The 23199-nt window shown below is 72.8% G+C and carries 20 protein-coding genes; 4 read left to right on the top strand and 16 right to left on the bottom strand.

Translation table 11 applies throughout. From position 1 onward, the window contains the following. The first annotated feature begins 93 nt into the window (after positions 1-93). Together mftR and AB0M08_RS21330 are read left to right on the top strand one after the other, a co-directional pair. Entirely contained in the window at positions 94-723 is a 630-nt protein-coding gene (gene mftR / locus AB0M08_RS21335; protein ID WP_364495744.1) for a mycofactocin system transcriptional regulator, read from the top strand. Between the two features lie 213 nt (positions 724-936). Further along, on the top strand, positions 937-1086 hold the full coding sequence (locus tag AB0M08_RS21330) for a hypothetical protein (RefSeq protein ID WP_364495741.1): 150 nt from the start codon (positions 937-939) through the stop codon (positions 1084-1086). On the opposite strand, the gene mftF is transcribed toward AB0M08_RS21330, so the two are convergent. From mftF to mftA, 6 genes are read right to left on the bottom strand one after another with little or no spacing between them, the layout of a single operon-like run. Next, positions 1056-2465: a mycofactocin biosynthesis glycosyltransferase MftF gene (mftF, locus tag AB0M08_RS21325; RefSeq protein ID WP_364495738.1), complete on the bottom strand. Its 1410-nt coding sequence runs from the start codon at positions 2463-2465 to the stop codon at positions 1056-1058. The genes AB0M08_RS21330 and mftF overlap by 31 nt on opposite strands. Further along, positions 2462-3127: a mycofactocin biosynthesis peptidyl-dipeptidase MftE gene (mftE, locus tag AB0M08_RS21320; RefSeq protein WP_364495736.1), complete on the bottom strand. Its 666-nt coding sequence runs from the start codon at positions 3125-3127 to the stop codon at positions 2462-2464. The genes mftF and mftE overlap by 4 nt, the downstream gene beginning before the upstream one ends. Beyond that, positions 3124-4293, bottom strand: coding sequence for a pre-mycofactocin synthase MftD (mftD, locus tag AB0M08_RS21315; protein WP_364495734.1), 1170 nt, complete (start codon positions 4291-4293; stop codon positions 3124-3126). The genes mftE and mftD overlap by 4 nt, the downstream gene beginning before the upstream one ends. Beyond that, complete coding sequence (gene mftC / locus AB0M08_RS21310) at positions 4293-5450, bottom strand: mycofactocin radical SAM maturase (RefSeq protein WP_364495732.1); 1158 nt, start codon at positions 5448-5450, stop codon at positions 4293-4295. The genes mftD and mftC overlap by 1 nt, the downstream gene beginning before the upstream one ends. Then, a complete protein-coding gene (gene mftB, locus AB0M08_RS21305) occupies positions 5447-5734 on the bottom strand; it encodes a mycofactocin biosynthesis chaperone MftB (RefSeq protein WP_364495730.1) in 288 nt (95 codons plus the stop codon). The genes mftC and mftB overlap by 4 nt, the downstream gene beginning before the upstream one ends. A 9-nt stretch (positions 5735-5743) precedes the next feature. After that, positions 5744-5872, bottom strand: coding sequence for a mycofactocin precursor MftA (gene mftA, locus AB0M08_RS21300; protein ID WP_364495729.1), 129 nt, complete (start codon positions 5870-5872; stop codon positions 5744-5746). 75 nt (positions 5873-5947) lie between these two features. Between mftA and AB0M08_RS21295 the strand changes: the two genes are divergently transcribed. Then, a complete protein-coding gene (locus AB0M08_RS21295; RefSeq protein ID WP_364495728.1) occupies positions 5948-7429 on the top strand; it encodes a GMC family oxidoreductase N-terminal domain-containing protein in 1482 nt (493 codons plus the stop codon). Between the two features lie 46 nt (positions 7430-7475). On the opposite strand, the gene AB0M08_RS21290 is transcribed toward AB0M08_RS21295, so the two are convergent. Continuing rightward, positions 7476-7919, bottom strand: a complete 444-nt coding sequence (locus AB0M08_RS21290) for a MarR family transcriptional regulator (RefSeq protein WP_364495726.1) — start codon at positions 7917-7919, stop codon at positions 7476-7478. Positions 7920-8037: 118 nt separating this feature from the next. Here AB0M08_RS21290 and AB0M08_RS21285 point away from each other — a divergent pair, with 118 nt between their 5' ends. Continuing rightward, entirely contained in the window at positions 8038-9000 is a 963-nt protein-coding gene (locus AB0M08_RS21285) for a zinc-binding alcohol dehydrogenase family protein (RefSeq protein ID WP_364495725.1), read from the top strand. Between the two features lie 37 nt (positions 9001-9037). On the opposite strand, the gene AB0M08_RS21280 is transcribed toward AB0M08_RS21285, so the two are convergent. From AB0M08_RS21280 to AB0M08_RS21240, 9 genes are all read right to left on the bottom strand, one after another. Then, positions 9038-9307 carry an SHOCT domain-containing protein gene (locus AB0M08_RS21280; RefSeq protein ID WP_364495723.1) on the bottom strand — a complete coding sequence of 90 codons (270 nt, stop codon included), beginning with the start codon at positions 9305-9307 and terminating at the stop codon, positions 9038-9040. Between the two features lie 230 nt (positions 9308-9537). After that, positions 9538-10209, bottom strand: coding sequence for a hypothetical protein (locus AB0M08_RS21275; protein WP_364495721.1), 672 nt, complete (start codon positions 10207-10209; stop codon positions 9538-9540). A gap of 3 nt (positions 10210-10212) precedes the next feature. After that, positions 10213-14532: a hypothetical protein gene (locus AB0M08_RS21270; RefSeq protein ID WP_364495720.1), complete on the bottom strand. Its 4320-nt coding sequence runs from the start codon at positions 14530-14532 to the stop codon at positions 10213-10215. Further along, entirely contained in the window at positions 14532-16652 is a 2121-nt protein-coding gene (locus AB0M08_RS21265; RefSeq protein ID WP_364495718.1) for an ATP-binding protein, read from the bottom strand. The genes AB0M08_RS21270 and AB0M08_RS21265 overlap by 1 nt, the downstream gene beginning before the upstream one ends. A 6-nt stretch (positions 16653-16658) precedes the next feature. After that, the gene (locus AB0M08_RS21260) at positions 16659-18362 is read right to left on the bottom strand and encodes a hypothetical protein (RefSeq protein WP_364495716.1); all 1704 of its coding nucleotides are present in this window, start codon (positions 18360-18362) and stop codon (positions 16659-16661) included. After that, on the bottom strand, positions 18359-18934 hold the full coding sequence (locus tag AB0M08_RS21255) for a hypothetical protein (protein WP_364495714.1): 576 nt from the start codon (positions 18932-18934) through the stop codon (positions 18359-18361). Before AB0M08_RS21255 ends, AB0M08_RS21260 begins: the two co-directional genes overlap by 4 nt. After that, the gene (locus AB0M08_RS21250; RefSeq protein WP_364495712.1) at positions 18934-20067 is read right to left on the bottom strand and encodes a hypothetical protein; all 1134 of its coding nucleotides are present in this window, start codon (positions 20065-20067) and stop codon (positions 18934-18936) included. The genes AB0M08_RS21255 and AB0M08_RS21250 overlap by 1 nt, the downstream gene beginning before the upstream one ends. Then, positions 20064-21947, bottom strand: coding sequence for a hypothetical protein (locus AB0M08_RS21245; RefSeq protein ID WP_364495709.1), 1884 nt, complete (start codon positions 21945-21947; stop codon positions 20064-20066). The genes AB0M08_RS21250 and AB0M08_RS21245 overlap by 4 nt, the downstream gene beginning before the upstream one ends. Further along, positions 21944-23182: a hypothetical protein gene (locus tag AB0M08_RS21240; RefSeq protein WP_364495706.1), complete on the bottom strand. Its 1239-nt coding sequence runs from the start codon at positions 23180-23182 to the stop codon at positions 21944-21946. Before AB0M08_RS21240 ends, AB0M08_RS21245 begins: the two co-directional genes overlap by 4 nt. Between the last annotated feature and the right edge of the window lie 17 nt (positions 23183-23199).

The following is a 23199-nucleotide window of genomic DNA, read 5'->3' as shown; positions in this document are numbered from 1 at the left end:
CGCCCGGAGCCCTCACCCGCGGCCACTGAAGACCGGATCCGTCCTCGTGCGAGGATGCACCGGACGGGCGTGGCCGAGGGAAGGGGAGTCAGCGTGGCGGATCCGGCGACCGGTGCGATCCGCAGTGGCCGCCCGCGGGTCGCGTCCCGCGCCGAGCTGGAGCGGATCGGCTTCGCCCTCTTCGAGCGGCAGGGCTTCGAGGAGACCACGGTCGACGACATCGCCGCCGCCGCCGGGATCGGCCGGCGCACCTTCTTCCGCTACTTCGCCTCCAAGAACGACCTGGTCTGGGGCGAGTTCGAGGAACAGCTCAGCCGGTTGCAGATCCTGCTGGACGAGGTCCCCGCCGACGTCCCGATGATGGACGCGATCCGCCACGCGGTGATCGAGTTCAACCGTTTCGACAGCCACGTCGTCCCCTGGCACCGCCGCCGCATGGAGCTGATCCTGCGGGTACCCGCGCTCCGGGCAGACTCGACCCTGCGCTACACCTCATGGCAGAAACTGATCACCCAGTTCATCGCCGCCCGCACCGGCCGGCCCGCCGACGGCCCGGTACCCCGCCTGGCCGGCAACCTCGCCCTGACCACCAGCGTCACGGCTTACGAACTCTGGCTCGAGGACTCGTCCGCCGACCTCACCGAGTTGCTCGACACCCTCTTCACCCGCCTCGCGGGCGCTTTCCGCGACATCCCCGAGCTCCCCACCGGCACTCCCGCCTGACCAGGAGCCGCCGCGCATCCTCCAGAACCATGACGGCGGCCGGCCTCACCGCCCATACCCGAAAAATCGGATCTCCACCGCCGCCCGCCTCACGACTCGGCCGCCCCCTCCTTCCCTCCCCCCTCGGCTGGCGTTCACGGGTGCCCGAGTCCCGCGGAGACACCCCAGGTGCCCAGCCGCCGGGTCCTGGCTGGTACTGACGGGTGTGTCCGCATGCCCGAGGCACCTCTCAGCGCCAGCCAACTGACCAGCGCACACGCCAGCCGGGTGACCAGCGCACACGCCAGCCGGGTGACCAGCGCACACGCCAGCCGGGTGATCAGCGCACGCGCCTACGGCTGGGTGGCCGCGCGCCGTAGCTGAGGCAGCAGGGCGCGCGCCGAGCGGCCGCGCAGGGCCGACAGCCAGACCCCGGCGCCGTAGGCCACGTCGTCCAAGCGGTGGGCCAGCCAGTATCGGGGGAGGTCGAGGTCGATGCGGCCGCCGTTCGCGTACTCCAGGGCCACGTCGGCGACCATCGCCAGCGCGGTCGCCCGGCGTACCCGCTGCGAGACCAGGCAGCCCGCCACCGCCGCCGGCCACCAGTGCCGGGTGATCAGCGCGCCGGTCTGCAGCAGCGCGCCGACCGCGCCGCCCGCGGTGAGCCGGGCGCCGAGACCGGCCGCGCCCTCGACGTCGAGCTTACGGGCGATGCGGACCGCGGTCACCCCGCCGATCGCCGCCGCGACCGGAATCGACCAGCGGCGCTGGGCGAGCAGGGCGACGGTCAGCGCGGCACTCCACGGCGCGACGATCGCCGGGGCCACCGACCGTGGATGGCGGACCGCGAGCGGGTGCGCGCCGGTACCGTACTCCAGTTTGCGCACGAACCAGTCGCCGAACGCCGCGCGGTGCTCGTGCGCGGCGGTCACCGTCGGTTCGAAGCGCACCCGCCAGCCGCCGGCGACCGCCCGCCAGCCGAAGTCGACGTCCTCGGCCACCCGCATCTCCTCGTCGAACCCGCCGCCGATCGCGGAGACCCGCGCGACCGAGCAGGCGGTCGAGGCCCAGGAGACGTAGGAGCCGGGTCGCACCGACGCGGGCCGCGCGCCCAGATCCAGGGAGCCCCGCGTGTTCTCGTACCGGCCGATCCAGGTCCGCGACGACGGCGTGTGCAGCCCGGTGATCCGGGGCACCGCCACCGCCGTACGCGGGTCGAGGAAGTGTTTCAGCAGCGTGGGAACGGTGTCCTTGTCGAGGACGATGTCGGAGTCGACGAAGGCCACGAACGGCGTGCGGACCGCCCGCAGACCCGCGTTGCGCGCACCGGCCGGTCCGAGATTCTGCGGCAGGGCGATCAGGCGCGCGCCGTGCCGGGCCGCGACGGCCGCGATCCCGGCCCGGTCCGCGGAGGCGTCGTCGACCACGATCACCTGCTGGCCGGGACCGATACTGGTCAGCAGCCGGTCGAGCGGGCGGGGACGGTCGTGCACCGGGATGACGTAGGTACAGCGCGGATCGGGGTGTGCCGGGCACTCGTCGATCCGGGGATGCGCGATCGCCAGGTCGAGGAGCCGGTCGGCGAGCCGGGCACTCGCGGCGTCGCGGACCCGCAGCGTACGCCCGGTGAGGAGCCGCTGCGCCCGTGGCGTGAGCCGCAGCAGGTGCGTGGTCGGCGCGCCGCCGAGCAGCGCCCGCCCCCGGTCGACGATCCGGGTCTTCGGGTCGAGTTCGACGACGAACCCCATCGGGAGAGCGGTCATGACAGCCTCTTGATCGTGGTCGTGACCAGCGTGGACAGCAGCGCGGCGCCCTCCTCCGCGGACGCTCCTGCCGGGTCGCCGAGCACCCCGTTCGGTGCCACCGCCCGCACGCCGTGCTCGACGAGCAGCGGCATCAGCTCGCCGATCGGACGGACGTCCCCGGCAGCCGCGGCCGCGAGGCGCACCTCGTCCGGGGCGAGGTGCAGCATCACCGAGGTCTCGGTCCGCCCGGCGTGCGCGTCCCCGCCGGGGAGGGCGCAGGGTGTCCAGGAGACGTGATGCCCCTCGTCGCGCAGCATCGCGACCGCGTCGTCGAGGGTGCGCACGTTGCCGCCGTGTCCGTTGACGAACACGATCCGCCCGGCCCACAGCGCCAGCGACCGGACCGTCTCGATCAGCACCAGCCGCAGCACCTCGTGACCGATCGAGATCGTCCCGGGGAAGCCCGCGTGCTCGCCGCTGTTACCGAAACTGATCGCCGGAGTGACCAGCGCGCCGCCGGGCAGCCGTGCCGCTACCCGGTCGGCGACCGCGCGGGCGATGACGGTGTCGGTGGTGAACGGCAGGTGCGGGCCGTGCTGCTCGGTCGAGCCGACCGGGACGAGTACCAGCGCGCCGGACGAGGGGACCTCGGGCCACACCGCGCGGGCCAGGCCGATCACGACACCGCCCCGAGCGTACGGGTGAACCCGGGCGGGATCACCAGGTCGTCCGGGCTCAGTTCGCCGGGTGTGGCGCGCCCGAGGCCGAGCACCGTCGAGTCCAGGCCGCCGCGCAGGATGTCCAGCACGTTCTCGACGCCGGCCTGGCCGTTCGCGGCGAGCCCCCAGAGGTGGGCACGGCCGATCAGCACCGCCTTCGCGCCCAGGGCCAGGGCCTTCGCGACGTCTCCGCCGCGCCGGATGCCGCCGTCGAGCAGCACCTCGATCCGGTCGCCGACCGCCTCGGCGATCGAGGGCAGCAGGCGGATGGTGGCCGGGGTGGTGTCCAGGTTGTTGCCGCCGTGGTTGGAGACGGAGAGCGCGGTGACGCCCGCGTCGGCGGCCCGGCGCGCGTCGTCGACCCGGCTGACGCCCTTGAGCAGGAACGGGCCGCCCCACTCCTTCGCCAGCCAGGCGACGTCCGCCCAGGTCGGCGGCGGTGTCCGCATCCACTCGCGGTAGGCGGCGAAGAACGTGCCGGACGGCTGGATGTTCGGCGTGGTCAGGTCCGGAAGGTGGCCCGCGCGGACGAACCGCCACAGCCAGCGGGGCCGCGGGAGTACGTCGGGCGCGAGGCGCGCCGCGGTCCGCAGGTCGATCCGTTCCGGGATCGCCGGGCTGCCCCAGTCCCGGCCGTGCGAGAACGACCAGTCCAGCGTGAGGATCAGCGCCCGGCAGCCCGCCGCACGGGCGCGCTCCGTGTGCCGCAGCATGGCGTCGCGGCCACCGATCCAGTGCATCTGGAAGGCGGTGTCCGGGTTCGCCGCCACCACCTGCTCGACGGGTTTCGAGGCGAACGAGCTGAGTCCCATGATCACGCCCCGGTTCGCGGCGGCCCGGGCCACCGCGACCTCGCCGTCGGGGTGCACGGCCTGCACCCCGGTCGGCGAGATCAGCACCGGCATCGACGTGGCCATGCCGAGGACCGTGGTGCTCAGGTCACGGACCGCGTGATGGCCCACCACCCGTGGCGCGAAGCCGAGCTCGCCGAACGCGCCGGCGTTGTCCGCGACCGTGCGACCGGCCTCGGATCCGGCCAGCAGGGCGCCGTAGACCGCGTACGGCAATCGCTTCTCGGCCCTGCGCTGCGCCTCGGCGACCGTTTCGAACCACGGGTTGCGCCACATCAGCGCAGGTCCGCTCCGGCCAGTGGGGACTCCTCGCAGGCGCTCACCGGTGGCCGGCCGATGGTGACCCGGACCTTGCGGTGCGAGTGGTCGCCGGACGGCTTGGGGACCTCGCCGCGGTCGGCCAGCAGCGCCTCGCCGTACCCCTGGACGCACTCCGGGTCCGGCCCGTCCAGCGGCAGCCCGGTGAAGAACTTGGCCGCCATGCAGCCGCCCTTGCAGGTGTCGAAGAACGCACACGAGCTGCACGCCCCGCCCTGCTGCGGCGCCCGCAGCCGCCGGAACAGCGCCGCGTCGCGCCACACTCCGGCGAAGCCGCCCTCGGTGCGGGTGTTGCCGGCGAGGAACTCGTCGTGGATGGCGAACGGGCAGGCGTAGACGTCCCCGACCGGGTCGATCAGGCACACCACCCGCCCCGCGCCGCACAGGTTCAGCCCCGGCAGCGGGTCGCCGAAAGCGGACAGATGGAAGAACGAGTCGCCGGTCAGCACGTTCTCACCGTTGGCCTTCAGCCAGTCGTAGAGTTCGCGCTGCTGGTGCGGCAGCGGGTGCAGATCGTCCCAGACGTCGGCGCCGCGTCCGGAGGGCCGTAGCCGGGTGAGTCGCAGCTGGGCGCCGTACCGAAGCGCAAGGGTCTTGAATTCATCCAGCTGACCGAGGTTGTGCCGGGTGCAGACGACGGACAGCTTGAAGTTCGTCATCCCGGCGTCGGCCAGGTTCTGCATCGCCCGAAGAGCAACGTCATAGGAGCCTTCTCCGCGTACGGCGTCGTTGACCGTCGCGGTCGCGCCGTCGAGGGAGATCTGCACGTCCACGTAATCGTTCGCGGCCAGCCGCCGTGCGATCTCCGGGGTGATCCGGATCCCGTTGGTGGAGAACTTGACGCCCACGTGGTGCTCGGTGGCGTAGTCGAGCAGCTCCCAGAAGTCCGGCCGCACGGTCGGCTCGCCGCCGCCGATGTTGACGTAGAAGACCTGCATCGCCTCCAGCTCGTCGATGACCGCCTTGGCCTCCGCGGTGGTCAGCTCGCGCGGGTCGCGGCGGCCGGAGCTGGACAGGCAGTGCGTACAGGAGAGGTTGCACGCGTAGGTGAGTTCCCAGGTCAGACAGATGGGTGCGTCGAGGCCCAGCTCGAACAGGTCCACCAGGGCGGTCATGGCCGCGGGCTCCTCTCGGTCAGCATGGACGACCGGGCGAGCACCGCGAGGGCCCGCTCGTATCGGAGGACATCGCTTCGGGAGACATCGCCGCCGCTGACGGCCTCGCAGGCGGCCCGCGCGGTCGGCGCGGTGGCCAGGGCCTGGACGACGGAGAGCAGCCCGCGGTCCTTGAGAAAGGAGAGCTTGCGGGTGCCGAAGTGGTACAGCAGCGCGCCGAAGGGCTCGGGCCGCACCGAGACCTGCGGGTGCAGGTCCCAGGCGCGGTCAAGGTCGAAGGACATGGCGCGGGCTCAGTAGACGCCGCACATGCCGTCGATGGAGACCTCCTCGACCAGGTCGTCGGCCTCGATGAGACTCTCGGCCGGAACCTGCTCGACGACGATCTCCGCCGGGGCGTCGACAGCCTTCTGTTCCTCCATGACTTCCTCCTCTACCAGGGTGAACGACGACCCTCGCAGATTAATGGCATGCGGTGCCAAAATGGAAGGGTGGAGATGAGCGAACCTGCCGACGTCGTGGTGATCGGTGCCGGTGCCGCCGGTGCCGCGCTCGCCGCCCGCCTGAGCGAGGACCCCGGCCGTACGGTCGTCGTCCTCGAAGCGGGCCCCCTGGACGTCTCCCCCGGCCTGCTCGACGCCCGGCGGGTGCCCGGCGCCCGGCCCGGCCACCCGGCCACGGTCGGCTACCGGGCCACCCTGGTGCCCGGCCGGCCCTGGACCGTCCCGCGCGGCCGGATCCTGGGCGGCTCGACGACCGTCAACGGTGGCTACTTCATCCGCGCCCGGCGCGAGGACTTCGCGCGCTGGTCGGCGCCGGCGAACCCGGCGTGGGCGTACGAGAGGATGCTGCCGCTCCTGCGCCGGATGGAGTCGGACCGGGACCACCCGGCGGGCGAACTCCACGGCGGCGACGGTCCGATCCCGATCACCCGGACCGGCCTGGACCATCCCGCCGTCGCCGCGTTCCGCGAGGCCGCCACCGCGCTCGGCTTCCCCCTCGACCTGGACAAGAACGACCAGGCCCACCCCGGTTTCGGCCCGGTGCCGTGCAACGTCAACGCCGGGATCAGGTACAACACCGGGCTCGCCTACCTGAGCGCCCGCCCCGATCTGAGCGTCGTCGGGCAGTGCCGGGCGACGCGGATCGCCGTCGAACGCGGCCGCGTGACCGGCGTGGTCACCGACCGCGGCACGGTTCCGGCCCGCACGGTCGTGCTCAGTGCCGGCGCGTTCGCCACGGCCCACCTGCTGCTGCTCTCCGGGATCGGGCCACGCGCCGACCTGGAACGCCTCGGCATCCCGGTGGTCCGCGACGCGCCGGCCGTCGGCGCCCGGTTCAGCGACCATCCCCAGCTCGCGCTGCCGATTTCGTCGCCATGCCAACCGTGGGACAGCCCGGGCGGCTCGTGGCTCGGCGGCTGTCTGCACCTGAACTCGGCCGACGCCACCGGCGGCCCGGGGAACCTGGAGATCCTCCAGTCCCTGGTACCGCTGAGCGCGCTGGCCGACGGTCCCGCGCCCGGCGACCGCGGCACGGCGTTCCTGGTCGCCGACCAGACGCCGAGCCGGACCGGGACCCTGCGGCTGCGCTCGGCCGACCCGGACCACCCGCCGGTCATCGACTACGGCTACCTGAGCACCCCGGCGAGCCGCGGCCGGCTGCGGGAAGCGGTCCGGGTCACCGCCGAACTGGTGGACGGCCCGATCGGACCGCCGCCCGCGGTCCTCCGTGACGACCGCGCCCTCGACGGCTGGATCCGGGACCACCTCGGCACGGCACAGCACACCTGCGGCACCGCCCCGATGGGACCGCCCGGCGACGGCGTCGCCGACCAGTACGGCCGGGTGCACGGCGTGCCCGGCCTGCGCATCGCCGACACCTCGCTGCTACCCGACGCCCCGCACCGGGGCCCGGCCTGCACCGCCGTACTCATCGGCGAGCTGATCGCCGACGCCATCCGGCACGACACGATCTGACCGCCGCCGCGCGGCACGGGATCAGCCCCACCGCGCGGCACGGGGATCAGCGACGGGCGGGCGCGGGCGGTGGGGCCTCGAGCATGATGCCGAGCAGGCGGGTCAGCGACTCGATCTGGCGGCGGTCCAGGCGGCCGGTGGCGGGGGCGATGGCCTCATGGACCTCGCGGTAGGCCGCCCGCGCCAGTTCGAGCCCGGCCGCGTCGATCATCACGTCGACCGCGCGGCCGTCGTCGGGGTTCTTCTCCCGGCGGACCAGGCCGCGGCGCTCGGCCCGGTCGATCAGGCCGGACAGGGTCGACTTGTCGAGGCCCATGTGGGCGGCGAGGTCGGTCACCCGCACGCGGCGGTCGACGAGGATCCCCAGCATCCGCATCTGGGTGAGCGACATGTCGTGCTCGGCGCCGATGCGGGTGAGCACGCTGGTGATCCGGAACGAGGTCTGCACCAGGGAGTCCACCAGGGTCTCCAGGCGGGCGTCGGACGGCATGCCCCCATCGTACGGCACATGGTTGCGATTACCAACTAAACCGCCCTTGACTTGGTTTGTATTCCAACCTAATTTGGTTGGTGTAACGAACCAAAAATTCACCGCCTGGAGGGCCATCGTGAAAGCCGCCGTCGTCTCCTCGTTCGACTCCACCCCCCGCTACGAGGAGTTCCCGCTGCCCACGCCCGGCGAGGGCGAACTGGTCGTCGACGTACTCGCCGCCGGACTGCACCCGAGGGTGTTGTCCCAGGCCGACGGCTCGCACTACACCAGCACCGACGAGCTGCCGCTGGTGCCGGGCATCGACGGGGTCGGCCGCGACGCCGACGGGAACCTGCGCTACTTCGTCCTGCCGGACACCGCGCTGGGGGCGATGGCCGAGCGCACGGTCATCGACGTACGGCGAAGTGTTCTGCTTCCGGAAGACACCGACCCGGTCGCCGTCGCCGCGGCGATGAACCCCGCGATGTCCTCCTGGGTCGCGCTGCGCCGCCGGATCACCTTCGAACCCGGGCAGAACGTGCTGATCCTCGGCGCCACCGGCAGCGCCGGACAGCTGGCCGTGCAGGTCACGAAGCTGTTCGGCGCGAACCGGATCATCGCCGCCGGGCGCGACACCAGCCGGCTCGCCACACTGACCGCGCTCGGCGCCACCGGCACGGTCCCGCTCGACGGTGACCCCGCCGACGTCGCGTCCCGGCTCGGCACGGCCGCCGCCGACGTCGACGTGGTGCTCGACTACGTCTGGGGCGCGCCCACCGCCGCCGCGATGACCGCCGTCGTCACCGGCCGCGCCGACCGCGGCAAGCCCCTGTCCTGGGTGCAGATCGGCGCGGTCGCCGGCCCCACCGCGGCGATCCCGTCGGCCGCCCTGCGCGCCAGCCGCCTGCAGATCGTCGGCAGCGGCCAGGGCTCGGTCCCCACCCGCGACATCCTCGCCGAACTCCCGCACATCGCCGCGGCCATCACCGGCGGCTCCTTCACCATCGACACCGAGCCCGTCCCGCTCGCCGACGTCGAACAGACCTGGAGCCGCGCCCGCGCCAGCCGCCGACGCATCGTCTTCGTCCCCCGACCCTGACCGGATCCAGACGGTTCAGGTAGCCCGCCATCAAGCGTCAGAGGTGCTCCAGCAGCTTCGCCTTCTTCTCCGCGAACTCCTCGTTCGTGAGGATGCCGGCGTCGCGGAGCGACGCGAGCTTCGTCAACTGCTCGACAACGTCAGGCTGCGCGGCGATCGCGGGCTGCGCCGTCGGCCGGCCACGCTGGATCACGGAGGAGGCCAGGTTGGAAGCGAGATCCAGAATCTTGTCGGTCACGCCGGGCTGCGCCTCGGCGGACGCCGAGGATTCTGCCTGCGCAGAGGCCTCGGTGACGACCTGCGCCAAACGGCGATGCCCTCCCCCGGCGGACGCTGGGCACGCTGCAGCCATGCCGCGGCAGTGGGATACCCGACATTACGGCTGGCCATCTGGGACTGCCGGGACGGGAACTGCCGGCCGACGGAGGACGAGTGGCTCGAACACACAGCAGTCCATCGATGGCAGCGCTCACAACATCACGTTGACGCTGCCTTCCGCAAACGGCCGCAACGCTCAGGTCGCCTCATCCACGCTGGTCAGCGGTCGTACGTCGGAAACATACCGAGCAACTCCGACGGATTGCGATCGAGGATGGCCTCTAGGTCGTCCGGCTCGATCCGCAGGTGATCAGCGTCAGGAGCGCTGGTGTACGCAAGACCTGGCCTGCAGAGCCGGTATCCGCCGGCACGCCGGTGATAGTAGTAGTCGAACGGCAAACCAGCCGCGTACAACCTCCGGGTGAGCCGCCATTCACGCTCGCCCGAGAACACCAGGCTTTCGGAGATCCGCTCGCGCAGTCGCGGCAGGACATCGTTATAGGCACGATCGGAGAGCGGGTTGCCCGTTAGATCCAGCTCGTCGACGATGTGCTCGCCGTCAGCGAGAACATCGATCTCTTCCACCGCGCAGTTATTCACCGACAGGGTGCGCAGTTGCGGCAACTGGGTTACGACATCGAGGCTGTCCACGGAGCTCACTCTGACATCCAGGACACCCAGCCCCAGGCCGGCCAGCACATCGAGGGAACGACCGCCGTACCCGAGGATCACCAGCGTTTGGAGACCGGAAATCCGCTCGATACCGGCGAGACTGGCAGGAAATACGACGGCAAGAACGTCAATCGAGGCGAGTTCCCCGTCACTAAAAGGTTCCCCCTTTTGCAGCTGGTGCTCAATGGCTTCAATGACAGCGGGGTCGTCTGCAGGCATGACTCAGACCTTCTCATTCATCACTGCTTCTTTCGCATCGCGGAAATCTTTTCTAATTTGTTTAAAGTTGGCCTCCTGCTGAATACCGAGGCGCCTCACTGTCATCGTCGCGAGTCCGGTATCAGTCTTTACCAACGCAGCGATATTCATGTCCAAAAACGGACCATGATCCTCCGCCAGGACACCGTCCCACATAAGTCTCGGCAATTCTCCTAGCAGGTGCTGCACGTAATCAGGGGCCGCCCCGCTCCCCCAGTTCGTAAATTCATCGCGCAGTTCATCATGGAATTTGTCCTGGCCGTTGGTGAGAGTGAACTTGTAGGCATTCTTTCCTTTCTTGTCCACGTACTCCTCCCACAGCGCGCCGGAGTGCCCGTGCGGTGTGACGCCCTCGAGTTTCCAGATCACGCGGTGCGAGTCGGAGCGTAGCTCGTGGTGCAGGGCCACCCACCGCACGCCGTCGAGTACATCTCCGTTCTTCTGCCGGTCAAGCCCTCGGCGGAGTACCTCGGGGATGAAGTTGGTGGGGATCCATTCGTGCTTACCTCGCGACGCGCGGCGGAACCTGTTCTCCATGAAGTCGTGCGACGGCCCGTGTTTCCAGACAACGAAGATCTTCTCGTTCCACGGCCGAACGTTCTCTTTGACAACCATCTTGAAGAACTTGACGATGTTGTTCTCGGCTTTCTCCACCGCGGCCACGAGATCAGGATCGACCTCGCTTCTGTCCGTCGGCAACGCCTCGAACGTGCCCCACCGGCCGCTGCTGGAGAACGTCACATTCTCCAGCTCCTTCTGCAGCTCGGCGTCCCTGCCGGGGTGCGGCCTCTGGATCTGGCCGAGCGCGTCCGCACCGAGGGCTTCGACCAGCGGCGCCCGGATGACCGGCCTGCTGAAAGCCCAGAGATAGAAGTTGTCGCTGAAGGCTGCGCCGGTGCGCGTCCTCTCGAAGTAGGGAAGCAGCATGCGATGCGTGCGGTTCTCGGAGAGGAACGCGCGACTCCGCCCGGGCAACCGCAGCGAGGGTACCGGCTCGTCGGGCCAGATGAGGTGGCCCTCGATCGCCCGTTTCTTCAGTGCGTTGTTCCAGTGTTCCCGGAACTCCTCCGCGAATCTGTCACCCATCTTGGGCAGCTCCGCTGCGATCTTCTCTACGTTGGCGGCGTCCTTCTCGGTGAGAGGACCGTGTACTGGGTTCTCGTCCGCGGCGAGGTTGAGGTCGCGCTTGTCGAGGGGATTGACGACGCCGACCGCGACCCAGCGGTTACCCTCCAGGACCGGGTCCAGCGTGGTCATGCCGTAACGGACCCGGATGACGGTGAACGCGGCCCGCAGAATCGCGTGGGTCACCCTGCCCTTGCCCTTGAGGCGTTTCGCGACCGCGACCGCGGCGGCCAGGCCCTTGGCGAGGCGGTTCCGTTTGCCCGCCGGACTGTCGTCGCCGCCGCGGAGGCGGTCACGGACGTTGCGGGCCGTGCCCTTGACCTTGTCGGCGGCCTTCTTGAGCTTGTCTCTGGCCTTCTTCAGCCTGGCCTTGAGTTTGGTCCAGAGCTTCTTGGCCAGGGTGACGATCTTTCCGATGATCCAGTCGAGGGCCTTGGCGACCGGCTTGGAGAGGGCCTGGAAGATCTGTTTGACCTTGGCGGCTATGCCGCCGATGCCCAGCAGCGCCGCCAGGAAGCCGATCAGCAGGGGGAGGGCGCGGGCCAGGGCGTTCTCGATCATCGCGGGGACGCCGCCGGTGCCGCCCTTGGCGATGGCGATGACCGCGTCGAGGACGGCGTTGACGAAGTCCAGGATCTGGCGGGCGCGCTCGACCACGAACTTGACGATGTCGATGATGAGCTTGCAGGCGCGGATGAAAGCGGATGCCGGGTTCAGCAGCGACAGGACCCACGTGACGCCGGCGACGATGATCGTGGGGACCAGGTATTCGATGATCTTGTCGACCAGGGTCTTCTTCAGGTCGCCGATCTGGGCCTTGATCTCGTCCCAGATGCCGGCGATGCCCTGTTTCCGGATCTTCTGGATGAGGGGGATGGCCGTCTCGACGGCGGCGACCGCCTTCTCCGGGATCTTGCGGACGATGCGGGAGCGGATGAAGCTCCACGTCAGACCCAGCAGACCGGCTATCAGGAGCAGGACGCCCTTGGCGTCGAAGGTCTTCGGGAGTTGCAGGCCCGCCTGGGAGCTCACGCCCAGCAGCCAGGAGAGCATGCCCTGCTGCAGGTGGCGGACGATGTTCTTCCGGAACAGGTTCAGGCCCGCGCCGACCGCGGCGACCAGGTTCTTCAGGAAGCCGATCGGGTCCTTGATGATCAGGGAGATCGCGCTGCTGGCCTTCGCCAGGACGTTGAGCAGCAGGTTCATCAATTCCTTGATGGTCTTGATGACGCCCTTGACGGCATCGACCGCCTTCTGGACCAGGCCCTTGTTGGCCTCCTTCGCGGCGGCCACCTCGTCGTCGACCGACTTCAGCGCCTCGTTGTACTTCGTGGCGAGGGTCTGCACCATCTCGGTGCTCTTCTCGTCGACGCCGGCGGTCAGCTCGTCGAAGCGGTCGGTGAACTCGGCGGCCGCCTCCTGACCGATCGATCGCAGGTCGGCGGGGAGTCTGCGGACCAGGTCCTGCAGTTGCTCGCGGCCCTGGACGATGCGGGCCTTGGCCCGGTCCAGCTCGCGGCCGATCGTGTCGGCCACGTCGGAGATGACCAGTTCCATGCGGTCCACGTAGTGCTGGCGGGCGACGTCGATGATCCGGTTCGCCTCGTCGGGCAGGCCGAGGAGTTTGTCCTTGGCCCAGAGGAAGCCGCCGTTCCAGTCGCCGTACCGGTCCGCCTTGTACCTCGCCATGGCCACGGTGTGCTCGCGTTTGAACGCGTCGCGGGCCCGCTTCTCCTCGCGGGTGAACTGCTCGTCGACCGTCTTGTCGAGGCCCTTCAGGATGTCCTCGACGTCCTTCTTGGTGGCGTCGAAGACGGCCTGCAGCGCGGCGGTGACCTGGGCGCGCTTCGTCTCGTCGGCGCCCTTGGCGCCCTGTTTCCCGGCTCCGACCGCCGCTCCGGTGGCGGCCCGGGCGGCGGCCAGGCCCGCCATGCCGGTGGCGCCGGCGGCGCCTGCCTCGGTACGGGTGGCGGCCAGCTCCTTCGACTCGCGGGCGCGCATCTCCCCCGGCGCCCGGGCGGAGTCCTCCTCCATGCCCTTCTTGGCCTTGACCGCGCCCTGGAACGCCGGCTCGTTCGACTTCTGCAGCTGGGTCTCGGTGATCTGCGCGTCGGCCATCTCCCGGTCGACCTGACGCGGGCCGGCGGAGAGGTCGGTGGCCGACGGGGGCAGCCTGTCGGGGGTGGCGGCCGCCGCGTCGGGGGCGGCCGGGGCACCGGGCGGGCGGTCCGGCGCCATCGGGACGACCTTCTTCTCCACCGCGTGTGACGTGTCGGGCGGGGCGCCGGTGGTCGACTCGATCTCCTCACCGGACTCCTCCCTACCCTGATCGACGTGGCCCTGGACGTTCTGCTTGACCTGTTCGGGCTTGCCGGAGTCGGCGTACTCGTCGGCCTCCTCCAGGTTCTTCGGGGCCTGGTCGGCGATGGCCTTCTTCACCGCGTCGACGAACGCCTTCTTGTCGAAGCTCTTCGGCTTCGCGTCGTTCATCCTGTCGGCGTTGGCGACCTTGCCCTGTGCCTCCCTGTCGTCGCCGGGCGGCACCGCGGCGGACTGGGCAGAACCGGACTCGGTACGTGCGGGCGGGTGGCTGGCGGCGATCTTCCGCTTCTTCGCGTGGACGTCCTGCCTGAGCGCCGTGAACTTCGGGGTCTGCGCGGCGCCGGGCCGGGCGGTGGGCGCGCCACCGCTCTCGGCGGGCGGGGCCCCGGCGGCCTTGGTCTTCTCCGGACCGGTGACGGCGAGCGCCGCGGGGTCGGCGGCCTTGGCAAGCGCATCCTTGGTGGCGTCGGCGACAACAGGCTTGGCCGAAGCGGCAGCGGCGGGAGTAGCAGGAGGAGGAACCGCAGGCCGCAGAACCGGAACGGCAGGAGCGGGCGGTGCGGCGAGAGAAGACGCGGGGACGATAGGAGAGGCCACGCCACCGGGGGGAATCCCGTCGCGCGGGGCGCCCAGCAGGGACGCCGCCACCGCCGCGTTGCCCATCAGCATCTGCGCCTGCAACACCCGCGCCAGGGGCTCCCCCGGTGACGGCGACGGCGCGCCGCGGGCGGAACCGCCGGTCACCGCCGCCGCCGGTGCCGTCACCACGACCGGCGCCGGCACGGTCGCGGGTGACGGCACCCGTACCGCGGCGACCTTCGCGGGAACCCCGGCCATCAGGGCTCCCGGCCGCCGGCCAGGGAGGCGTACGCCCCCAGGTCGCTGGGCCGCAGCAGCCGGGCCTCCCGCTGGTACTGCTGCACCACGCCCGCGACCACCGCCCGCATCCCGATCGCCGCCTCGCCCGCGCCCGCGGTGGCCAGCGCCGCATCCCGGGCCGCCGACACGATCGCGGCCCCGGTCATGTCGAGCCGGGCGAGGGCGTCCAGGTCGACGTCCTCCCCGAGTGGCGCCTCCGGCGGGAACGCCAGCCGCCACAGCCGGCGACGTTCCGGGACACCGGGGCGCGGGAAGCCGATCACGAACTGGAACCGGCGGGTGAAGGCCGCGTCGATGTTCTCCCGCAGGTTGCTGGCGAGCACCACCGTGGCCGGGCTGGTCTCCAGGCGTTGCAGCAGGTAGCCGACCTCGAGGTTGGCGTACCGGTCGGTGCCGTGCTTGACGTCGCCGCGTTTGCCGAACAGGGAGTCCGCCTCGTCGAAGAAGAGCACCGCGTGCCCCTCCTCGGCCTGGTCGAAGACCGAGTCCAGGTTCTTCTCGGTCTCGCCGACCCATTTGGAGACGATCCGGGAGAGGTCGACGATCAGCAGGTCGAGGCCGAGCACGCCGGCGATCACCTCGGCGGAGAGGGTCTTGCCGGTGCCGGGCTCGCCGGTGAAGAGCACCTTCATGCCGCCGTCGCCGGTACGCCGCCGGAAGCCCCACTCGTCGGCGATCCGCGGCCAGGCCCGGAACGCGCTGATCACTGTCGTCAGGGAGCGGAACTGCTCGTCCGGAAGTACAAGGTCATCTAGGGTACGGCGGGGGCGCAGGGCCCGGGCGTACCCCGAGGTGCGGGCCCGGGCGACGACGGCCGCGGCGGGCGGCACGTGCTCGGCCAGCGGCGCGGGTCGCCCGTTCCCCGCGAAGCGTGCTCCGGCGCGGGCCACCGCCGCGACGGCGCCGAGCTCGTCGCTGCTGAGCCGGTAGCGGGTGGACAGCTCGTCGATCACCTCGCCGTCCAGGTCGGGCAGTGCGGTTTGCCAGCTCCGGCGGCGGGTCGCGACATCGGGGAGGGTCAACTCCATCTCCGCGTACGCCCGATCGGCGAGCAACGTCACGGGCCGCCACGGCACGGCACCGCTGAGCACCGTCGGCACCCGGCTGCGGCCCAGCAGCGCGGCCAGCCCCTGGCCGGCGGGATGACCGGCGGGCAGTTCGGCGGGCAGGTCGTCGAGGGGCACCCAGAGCAGCGCGCCGAGCGCCGCGGCGGTGCGCAACTCGGCGGTGGTCGCATCCGGGTCGCCGGCGTTCGGGGTGAGCCGGCGCAGCGGCCGTCCGGTGCGCCCGGCCAGGGCGAGCGCCGCGTCCCGCTGGGCCGGTGGGCCGCCCTGCCAGACACCGATCACGTCGAGGCGGCCGCTGGCGATCGCGGTGGCGAACCGGTCCAGGGTGTCGGCGTCCATCGGCGGTGAGAACCCCGGCGGGGTGGGGATCTCGCCGGGGTCGTACCCGAGAAGGGAAGCCTCACCACCGGCCCCGAGCAGGAAGTCGAGCAGGCCGGGGGCGAGGGTGAGCGCGGCGCCGGGGCCGCGCAGCAGGCCGTGGCGGCGCAGCGGGCCGGACGGGGCGAGCATCCGGCGGACCGCGAGCGCCGCGGCGGGGGTGCCGCCCAGCACCGCGGCGGCCAGATCGGTGCCGGGACGGCGCTGGTTGAGGTCGTCGGCGAGGAACGCGTAGATCCGCTCGTACGCCCGGTCCAGGTCGGGGGCGGCGACCAGCAGCAGGGTGTCCTGTTCGGCCCGGCCGACGCGGAACCGGGCGGCCAGGTCGTCGAGGGGTAGCGTGGCCCCGGTGGAGGCGGCGAGCCGGCGCAACCCCTGTTCGGCCATCCGCTCGGTGCGGGTGGTGGGCGCGGCCTGCGGCTCGGCGGTGCCGGGCAGGCCCTCGGCCATCGCGTCGACCTGGCCGAGGAGCAGGTCGGCGTGCTCGGCGGTGACGCAGTAGGCGGCCAGGTCGGGCCGGGTGAGCGCCGCGGCGCGGGCCTTCTGCCGGTCGGCGGCCGCGCGCAGGGCCCGGTGGAGGGCGCGCAGGCGGATCCGCAGGTGCGCGGTGGCCGGCTCGTAGTGGGCGCTCATCGTCGCTCATCCCCCGCTGAAGGTGACGGTACGGCCGTCGAGCCAGGCGACGGCGGGCACGTCGCGGAGAGCTCCCCGGTCGCGCAGGTCCTGGAAGCGGCGGCCGAGCGGCAGCCGGACCTCGACCCGCTCTGATCCGAACCGGACGGTGGCGCCGAGGTCGCCGAGCCGGGCCAGGGCCAGTTGCGGGTCGGGGGCCTCCCGGTGACGCCACAGCTGCCAGGCGATGGTGCCGAGCCCGAGCGCGGCGAGCAGCGCGACGGCACGGCCGAACCCGCCGGCGCGTTCCCGGGGCACCGGGCGGCGGGCGGCGAGCACGGTGAGGAGTTCGTCGAGCTGGCCGGCCGGCCCGGTCAGGTCGGTGCCGGGCGGCACGCCGGGCACCCCGCCGGTGGCCCAGAGCCGCCGGGTGCCGCCGAGCCGGTGCCAGCGGCCGTCGCCGCGGGTGGGTGGGGCGTCGCAGATCAGCGGCAGGCCGTCGTCGGCGAGCGCGGCCAGCACCGGCACCGGGATCGGCGCGAGCGCGGCGCCGGGTCCGGCACCCGCCCCCGCGACCAGCACCGCGGGGGCGCCGGCCGCCCGCCACAGCGGCGCCACCGGGCCCGGTTCGGTGAGCCAGGCGATCGGGAACAGTCCGTCCGGATCGGTCAGCAGCAGTCCGCCGCCGTGCCGGGGATGCACCGCGGCGAGCAGCAGCGGCCGTCCGGGTTCGTGGCCGCGGCACAGAAGCAGACCGATCAGTCCGGTCAGTGACGGCAGCACCGGCGCGAGGCGGTGGGCGGCGCCGGTGACCGCGCCGGAGTCGGGCGGTTCGGCCAGCCCGGCGAAGGCGGCCGCGTCGGCGAGGGCGGCGGGTTCGCGCAGCCAGCCGTGCCGCAGCGGGCCGAGGACCTGGGTGGCCAGGGCGAACGCGACCAGCGGCGCGTCCCGGTCGAGGCCCGCGGCGGCGAGGGCGGGCCCGATCGAGGGCAGCAGCCCGACCCGGTCCAGGGCGGCCGCGACCAGGAACGGCAGCGCGGAGCCGACCTCGACGTCCCCGGCACGCCGTGACGGCACCGCGGCGGAGTCCCTCGGCGGCGGCACCGGTCCCGGGACGTCCGCCGCGGACACGTCCGGCGGCGGCGCACCGGCCGGTGTCGCGCTGTTCTGATCGGGTTCGGTCATTGGCGGCGCGGCCGTGTCGCCGGTCAGGGCCGCGAGGATCGCCCGCGCGGTCGCCGGATCGAGGTCCGGCAGCGCCCGCGTCAGCAGGTCGAGGCCGATCGCCGGGGTCATCCCCGCCCGCCACGCCGCGGCGGCCGCGACCGGTTCCTCCGCACGGACCCCGTCGTCGCCCCGCTCGCCCGCCGCCGGTGCCCGCTCGCCGAGGCGGGCCGGGTCCGTCGTGGCCGGGCTCACCACCCGGCCCGCGGCGATCGCCGTCTCCACCACACCGTGCGGGTACGCCCGGAACCCCGCCCCCGCCGGTGCCTCCCCGGCGAGCAGCGCGGCGAGCGGGATCCGCAGGTCGATCCGGACCGGCTCGGTGATCTCGAGATCGGTGTCCCCGGCGAGGTCCTGGGCGTACCGGTCGGCGAGTGCCGCGGTGAGCAGCGCGACCACCCGGCCGGGCAGACGCGCCGGGTCGGGCCCCCAGCTCCAGCCGCCCCGGCGCACCACGGTCACGGTGCACCGGCGGACCACGACCTCCCCGCCGTCCGGGCCGGTCACGACAGGACGCCCCGGTGGATCACCCCTCGCCACGACGCGACCAGGGCGAGGACGCCGTACGTGCCGGGCTCCAGGTTCATCCGGAACTCTTTCACGCTGGCGCCCTGGTCGATCTGGTCCCGGACCGCCGGGCGGGTGCGCTCGCCGCCCACCACCAGCAGCACCGGCAGGGCGACGGTCGTGGGGGCGGGCAGCGTGACGACCACCCGGTCGGCGGCGAGGGTGACCGTGACGTTGCCGGCCGGCGGGATCAGCGGGCCGCCGTCCGGGTCGCCCGGCTGCAGGAGCCGCAGGTCCGGTCCGGCCTCGCCGCCGATCACCTGGACGCCGAAGGCGAGCGGGACGGTGAGCAGGCCCGGCTGCTCCTCGACCACGGCCGGGACCAGGTCGCCCGCCGGGACGGGCAGCGGCACCGGGTCGCCGGGCGCCTCGTCCGAGCCGCCCGCCCAGAGCGTGAGCGCGTCACCGACCAGCGGCTCGGCGGAGTCCGGGGCGAGCTGTTCCGGGCCGGTCCGGGCGAGGACGGCCAGCACGTGCGCGGTGTGTCCGGCGTAGACGACGAGCGGCCGCATCAGGCACCACTCCCCTGCTCCGCGGCGGTCGCGATCACCGTGAACGAGGCCGCGCCGGGCAGGTCCCGCCAGGTCCGGGCGTCGGTGTCGATGCGCAGCCAGCGGGTCCGGCAGCGGACCCGGCGGGCGTCGTCCACCCCGCACTCGACCTGTCCGGGCAGCCAGACGCCGTCGGCGGAGGGTGGGGTGCCGTCGGTGTGCGGGGTGACCGTGACGTGCAGGACGGTCGTGCCGGAGGTGACCTTGGCCGGGTCGACGCCGGCCGGCAACGGCAGGATCGTGCCGTCGGTGGCGACGCCGGAGACGACCGCGGTGGCGCCGGGCCGCTGGGCGGCCCCGGTGCCGCGGACCGTGAGGTCGCCGTCCGGGGTGACGGTCAGCAGCGGGTCCACCGACCCGTCGGCGAGGTAGCGGCCGAAGACCAGGCCGGACGTGTCGGCCACGGTCAGCACCGCGCCGCCCTGCGCCGGCTCCGGACGGGCCCGCAACGCGAGCGTGCCGGAGCGGGCCGCGACGGTGTCGGCGCGGACCCCGGCGAAGCGGACCGGGACCGAGCCGGCCGTGCCGAGCCCGGTGAAGTGCCCGGCGCGCCAGGTCACGTAGCCGATCAGGATCAGCCACGGGTCGGTGCCGTCGCCCGGTCCGGCCGCGCTCTCGGGTGCCTGCTGCTCGGTGACCAGCCGCTCGTCACCGGCCCGGCGGAACCGGAGCTGGTACGACTCGTCGACCCGGTCGGCCTGGCCGTCGTCGAGGAACGACCCGGCGACCGGGGCCCGGTCCAGGCCGGACAGGAAGACCGGGTGGGACGCGCCGTCGGCCGAGCCGGAGCCGACGCTCTCGGCGAACTGGGCCTCGGAGAGGGTGACCGCCCCGGGGACGACGACCTCCCGGCCGGTCCCGTCGATCGCGACCCCGGGCTGCAGGGTCACGGTGACCGCGTCGTCCTCGCCGGTGGGCTGCACGCTCAGGCCGAGCCCGGCGGCGATGCCCCAGTCGTGCAGGTGCCGGTCGTGGCGGGCGGCGTGGTCCCGGGCGTGCTCCACGGCCGCGGTGAGGTCGGCCGCGGCGAGGATCTGCGCCTCGTAGTAGACGGGTCGCTGAGGTTCCGCCGTACCCGGAGAAGGGGTTGTCATGTGGTCTTTCCGCCCTTCTGCTCGCCGGAATCGTCACGCCGGGACGCGGTGGACCTCTTGGCCGGGGTCCGCTTGGCGGGAGTGGTCGTGGCGGGCGGCGGCGGTTCCTCCTGCGGAGACGGCGAGAGCGCGGCGATCTCGTCACGCAGGGCGGTGAGGGTGCCGGTCAGCGCCGCGACCTGCTCGCGCAGCTCGGCGACCTCCGGGGCGGTGGTCTCCCGTGCCCGGATCCGGGTGGGCTGCCGGGCCGCGGTGGACGTGATCAGGGTGAGCAGTTCGTCCAGATCGCCGCCGGGCGGTACGTCGAAGAGGTTCGGCAGGTGCGGCAGCGGTTCGGCGGGCTGCCCGGCGGGGCCGGGCGGCGGCGGGCAGCAGACCGTGGCGGCCAGCTCGGTGGCGCGCGGCAGCAGCGGCAGCCAGGCCGCATACGCGCTGCCGCCCGGCCGGACCTGCTCGCGACCGGCCGTGCAGATCTCGCGGACCTCGCAGCCGTCGACGGTCAGGACCGCGAGCAGCACGTCGTCGGCCGCGCCGTTCGGGACCGGCGGGTGCAGGACGGCGCAGGCGCTCTCGGCGAGGAAGGCGGTGAGCGCGCCGTCGAGCACCCGCAGCGCCTCCGACGTGGTGCTCAACTCGGTGGCGGACGGGTGCAGGCGGTCACCGGCCGGTTCGGCGGGCAGCGGGGCGGGCAGGGCGAGCCCGGTGACGGTGTCGTCGACGGTGCAGGCGGTCCGGCCCGCGACGGTGTCGTAGCGGGCCAGCAGCCAGTGCCGGAGCCGGTTCAGGTGCGCCTGGAGGGTGACGCGCAGCGCGTACGGGAGTGGGGCGCCCTGAGCGAGCATCCGCAGTTCCAGGGGGGCCGCGCCGTCGCTCTCGCCCAGCAGCCGCGCGCGGGTCTCGTCGAGCACCGCGGCGGCCAGGGCCCGGCGGGACGGGTCGCCCCAGATCTCCGGCGTGGCGGTGCCGTCGAGCCGGTTCAGCGCGGCGCCGAGCAGCTCCCTCGCCTGCCCGGCGCGGTCGGCCGGGCCGGAGGGGCGCTCGGCCACCTCCCAGCGGGCGACCGCGGCGGCCAGGTTCCGGGTCAGCTCGGTGACCCGGGGTACGTCGGCGGCCGGGATGGTGTCCCGGCCCTCGCCCAGCGCGTCCCGCAGGTCGGTGAGCCCGCTGGTGAGGGCGTCGTCGGCGGCCTGGTCGAACGGGACGGCCGTACCGGCGGCGCGGACCGTGGCGATCAGCGGTGCGTGGTAGCGGGCCAGGTGCGCGTCGCTCGCCCGGACCGCGGCGGCCTCCGTCGCCTCGCCCAGCCGGGCGTCGAGCGCGGTGGCCGGGCGGTACGCGTGGTCCGCGGTCGCCGCGTGGTCGAGGGTGAAGGCGTACGTCTCCCGGATCCGGGTCGGCGACGAGCCGATCGCCGGGCCGTCCTCGGACGGGTACGCCGCGACCGGTTCGGCCGGGACCTCGGTGTAGCGCAGGTAGAGGCCGTAACGGCGGTTCGCGTCGTCGCAGTCGTCGCCGCAGTCCACACCGGAGCCGGCGATCCGCAGGTCGTGCAGCAGGGCCGGGACGTCGACCCGCTCGGCGCAGGTGACGACCAGGTCGTTGCCGCGGCTGTCCAGGGCGTACCCGGGAGCGACCGCGACCCGGCCGCCGCCGCACGGATCACAGGTGACCTCGAGGCCGCAGACCACGCCGGGCCCGGCCAGCATCCGGTTGTGCAGCCGGTTCTTGCCGGTCAGGTATCCGGTGAGGGCCCGCAGGTCGTCCTCGGTGAGCAGCTGCCCGGCGAAGAAGTCCGGCCGGGTGTACCCGCCGGTGCCGGTGGACGCGGACCCGCCGCAGCCGCAGCGGGACGTCGTGGTCGTGGTGGCCGTCGTGCTCACCGGTCCTCCCGGACGAAGAACCAGCTCTCGAAGATGTCGCCGCCCGCGCCGGTGCCGGAGGTCCACGGGCCGGTGCCGCCGGGCGGAACCGGACAGGATCCCGGGCGGTCGTCGTCGTGGTAGTCGTCGTGGCCACCGATCAGCGGGACCCGGCCGCCGACGTGGGTGCCGTCGACCGGGCGGCAGCAGCGGTCCAGCAGGAACGCGGTCCGTACGGTGATCATCACGCGGTCGTCGTCCTGGAGCACCTCGCGGGTGGTCTGCCGCCACCGGAAGTCGCGGACGTACTCCTCGTCGGGCAGGCCCTCGAAACGGCCGCCCATGAACCAGCTGTCCGCGTTGCGCCCGGCGCCACCCTCGATCACCTGGATGTCGACGACACCGCGGCGCAGCCCGTCGGTCCGCACGTCCCCGGAGAACGCCACGCGCAGCCCGCCGTCCTCCTGGTGCGTGCCGAGCAGCGCGGACGCCTCCTCGATGGTGTACGTGTGGCCGTGCCGCCAGTTGATCCCGGTGATCACGGTCGGCACCCGGCGGCCGAACGGGCGCCGTACCGCGTTGTCGATCCGGCCCTCGGGGACCGGCCGGAACCAGTCGATCTCGTCGATCCGGGCCAGCCAGAGCACCGGGTGGTCGCAGTCGCCGCAGCCGCCCGCCGGGTCGGCGCAGAGGTCGCAGCGCCGGTCCGGCTCCGGGGCGCGGCTGGTCACCACGATCCGGTGCCGTTCGTCGGTCCAGCCGAACTCGCAGTCCGCGCTCTCCGAGCATCCCGAGGTGAAGACGGTCCGGGTCGGCTCGACCGGCTCCTCGTCGTACGCGACACCCACCCAGACCGTGGTGCACTCGCGGCCCGCCGACGACCGCTCCTCCGGCGGCAGCGCCTCCCAGAGGTCCACCTCGCACGGCTCGCGGACCACGACGTGCTCGCCGCAGGCGTCCACGCCGAGTCCCGGGGTGATCGTGATCCGGGCCTGCCGGTGCTTCTCCGGGCCCGGTTTCGCGCCCGCGTCCGGCGCTGCGCCCGCATCCGAGGCCCGCTCCTCCGGGCCGCCGCAGGACTCCACCAGCAGGCCGCAGACCACGCCGTAGCCGAGCAGGTAGCGCACCGGCAGGGCCGCCTTCGCCCGCAGGTAGGACTGCTCCCGCTGCAGGTCGCGGGCGCTCAGCAGCTGCCCGTGGAAGTACCGCAGCCGGCGCAGTCGCGGGACCGTGAACCCGGTCTCCGTCTCCGTCATCGTTCTCTCTCCTCCCG

Origin of the sequence: Actinoplanes sp. NPDC051851 (assembly GCF_040681165.1) — a bacterium.
Taxonomy (GTDB): domain Bacteria; phylum Actinomycetota; class Actinomycetes; order Mycobacteriales; family Micromonosporaceae; genus Actinoplanes.
The sequence above is the reverse complement of the archived record's forward strand: the minus strand, read 5'-3'. Positions and strand labels throughout refer to the sequence as shown.

What these genes read in the sequence shown, in the direction of transcription:
- mftD (WP_364495734.1), bottom strand. Translation starts at nt 4,293, where the DNA reads ATGTGGCGCAACCCGTGGTTCGAAACGGTCGCCGAGGCGCAGCGCAGG.
- AB0M08_RS21240 (WP_364495706.1), bottom strand. Translation starts at nt 23,182, where the DNA reads ATGACGGAGACGGAGACCGGGTTCACGGTCCCGCGACTGCGCCGGCTG.
- AB0M08_RS21290 (WP_364495726.1), bottom strand. Translation starts at nt 7,919, where the DNA reads ATGCCGTCCGACGCCCGCCTGGAGACCCTGGTGGACTCCCTGGTGCAG.
- mftB (WP_364495730.1), bottom strand. Translation starts at nt 5,734, where the DNA reads ATGTCCTTCGACCTTGACCGCGCCTGGGACCTGCACCCGCAGGTCTCG.
- AB0M08_RS21250 (WP_364495712.1), bottom strand. Translation starts at nt 20,067, where the DNA reads ATGACAACCCCTTCTCCGGGTACGGCGGAACCTCAGCGACCCGTCTAC.
- mftF (WP_364495738.1), bottom strand. Translation starts at nt 2,465, where the DNA reads ATGACCGCTCTCCCGATGGGGTTCGTCGTCGAACTCGACCCGAAGACC.
- mftA (WP_364495729.1), bottom strand. Translation starts at nt 5,872, where the DNA reads ATGGAGGAACAGAAGGCTGTCGACGCCCCGGCGGAGATCGTCGTCGAG.
- AB0M08_RS21270 (WP_364495720.1), bottom strand. Translation starts at nt 14,532, where the DNA reads ATGGCCGGGGTTCCCGCGAAGGTCGCCGCGGTACGGGTGCCGTCACCC.
- AB0M08_RS21330 (WP_364495741.1), top strand. Translation starts at nt 937, where the DNA reads ATGCCCGAGGCACCTCTCAGCGCCAGCCAACTGACCAGCGCACACGCC.
- AB0M08_RS21265 (WP_364495718.1), bottom strand. Translation starts at nt 16,652, where the DNA reads ATGAGCGCCCACTACGAGCCGGCCACCGCGCACCTGCGGATCCGCCTG.
- AB0M08_RS21295 (WP_364495728.1), top strand. Translation starts at nt 5,948, where the DNA reads ATGAGCGAACCTGCCGACGTCGTGGTGATCGGTGCCGGTGCCGCCGGT.
- AB0M08_RS21275 (WP_364495721.1), bottom strand. Translation starts at nt 10,209, where the DNA reads ATGCCTGCAGACGACCCCGCTGTCATTGAAGCCATTGAGCACCAGCTG.
- AB0M08_RS21255 (WP_364495714.1), bottom strand. Translation starts at nt 18,934, where the DNA reads ATGCGGCCGCTCGTCGTCTACGCCGGACACACCGCGCACGTGCTGGCC.
- mftC (WP_364495732.1), bottom strand. Translation starts at nt 5,450, where the DNA reads ATGACCGCCCTGGTGGACCTGTTCGAGCTGGGCCTCGACGCACCCATC.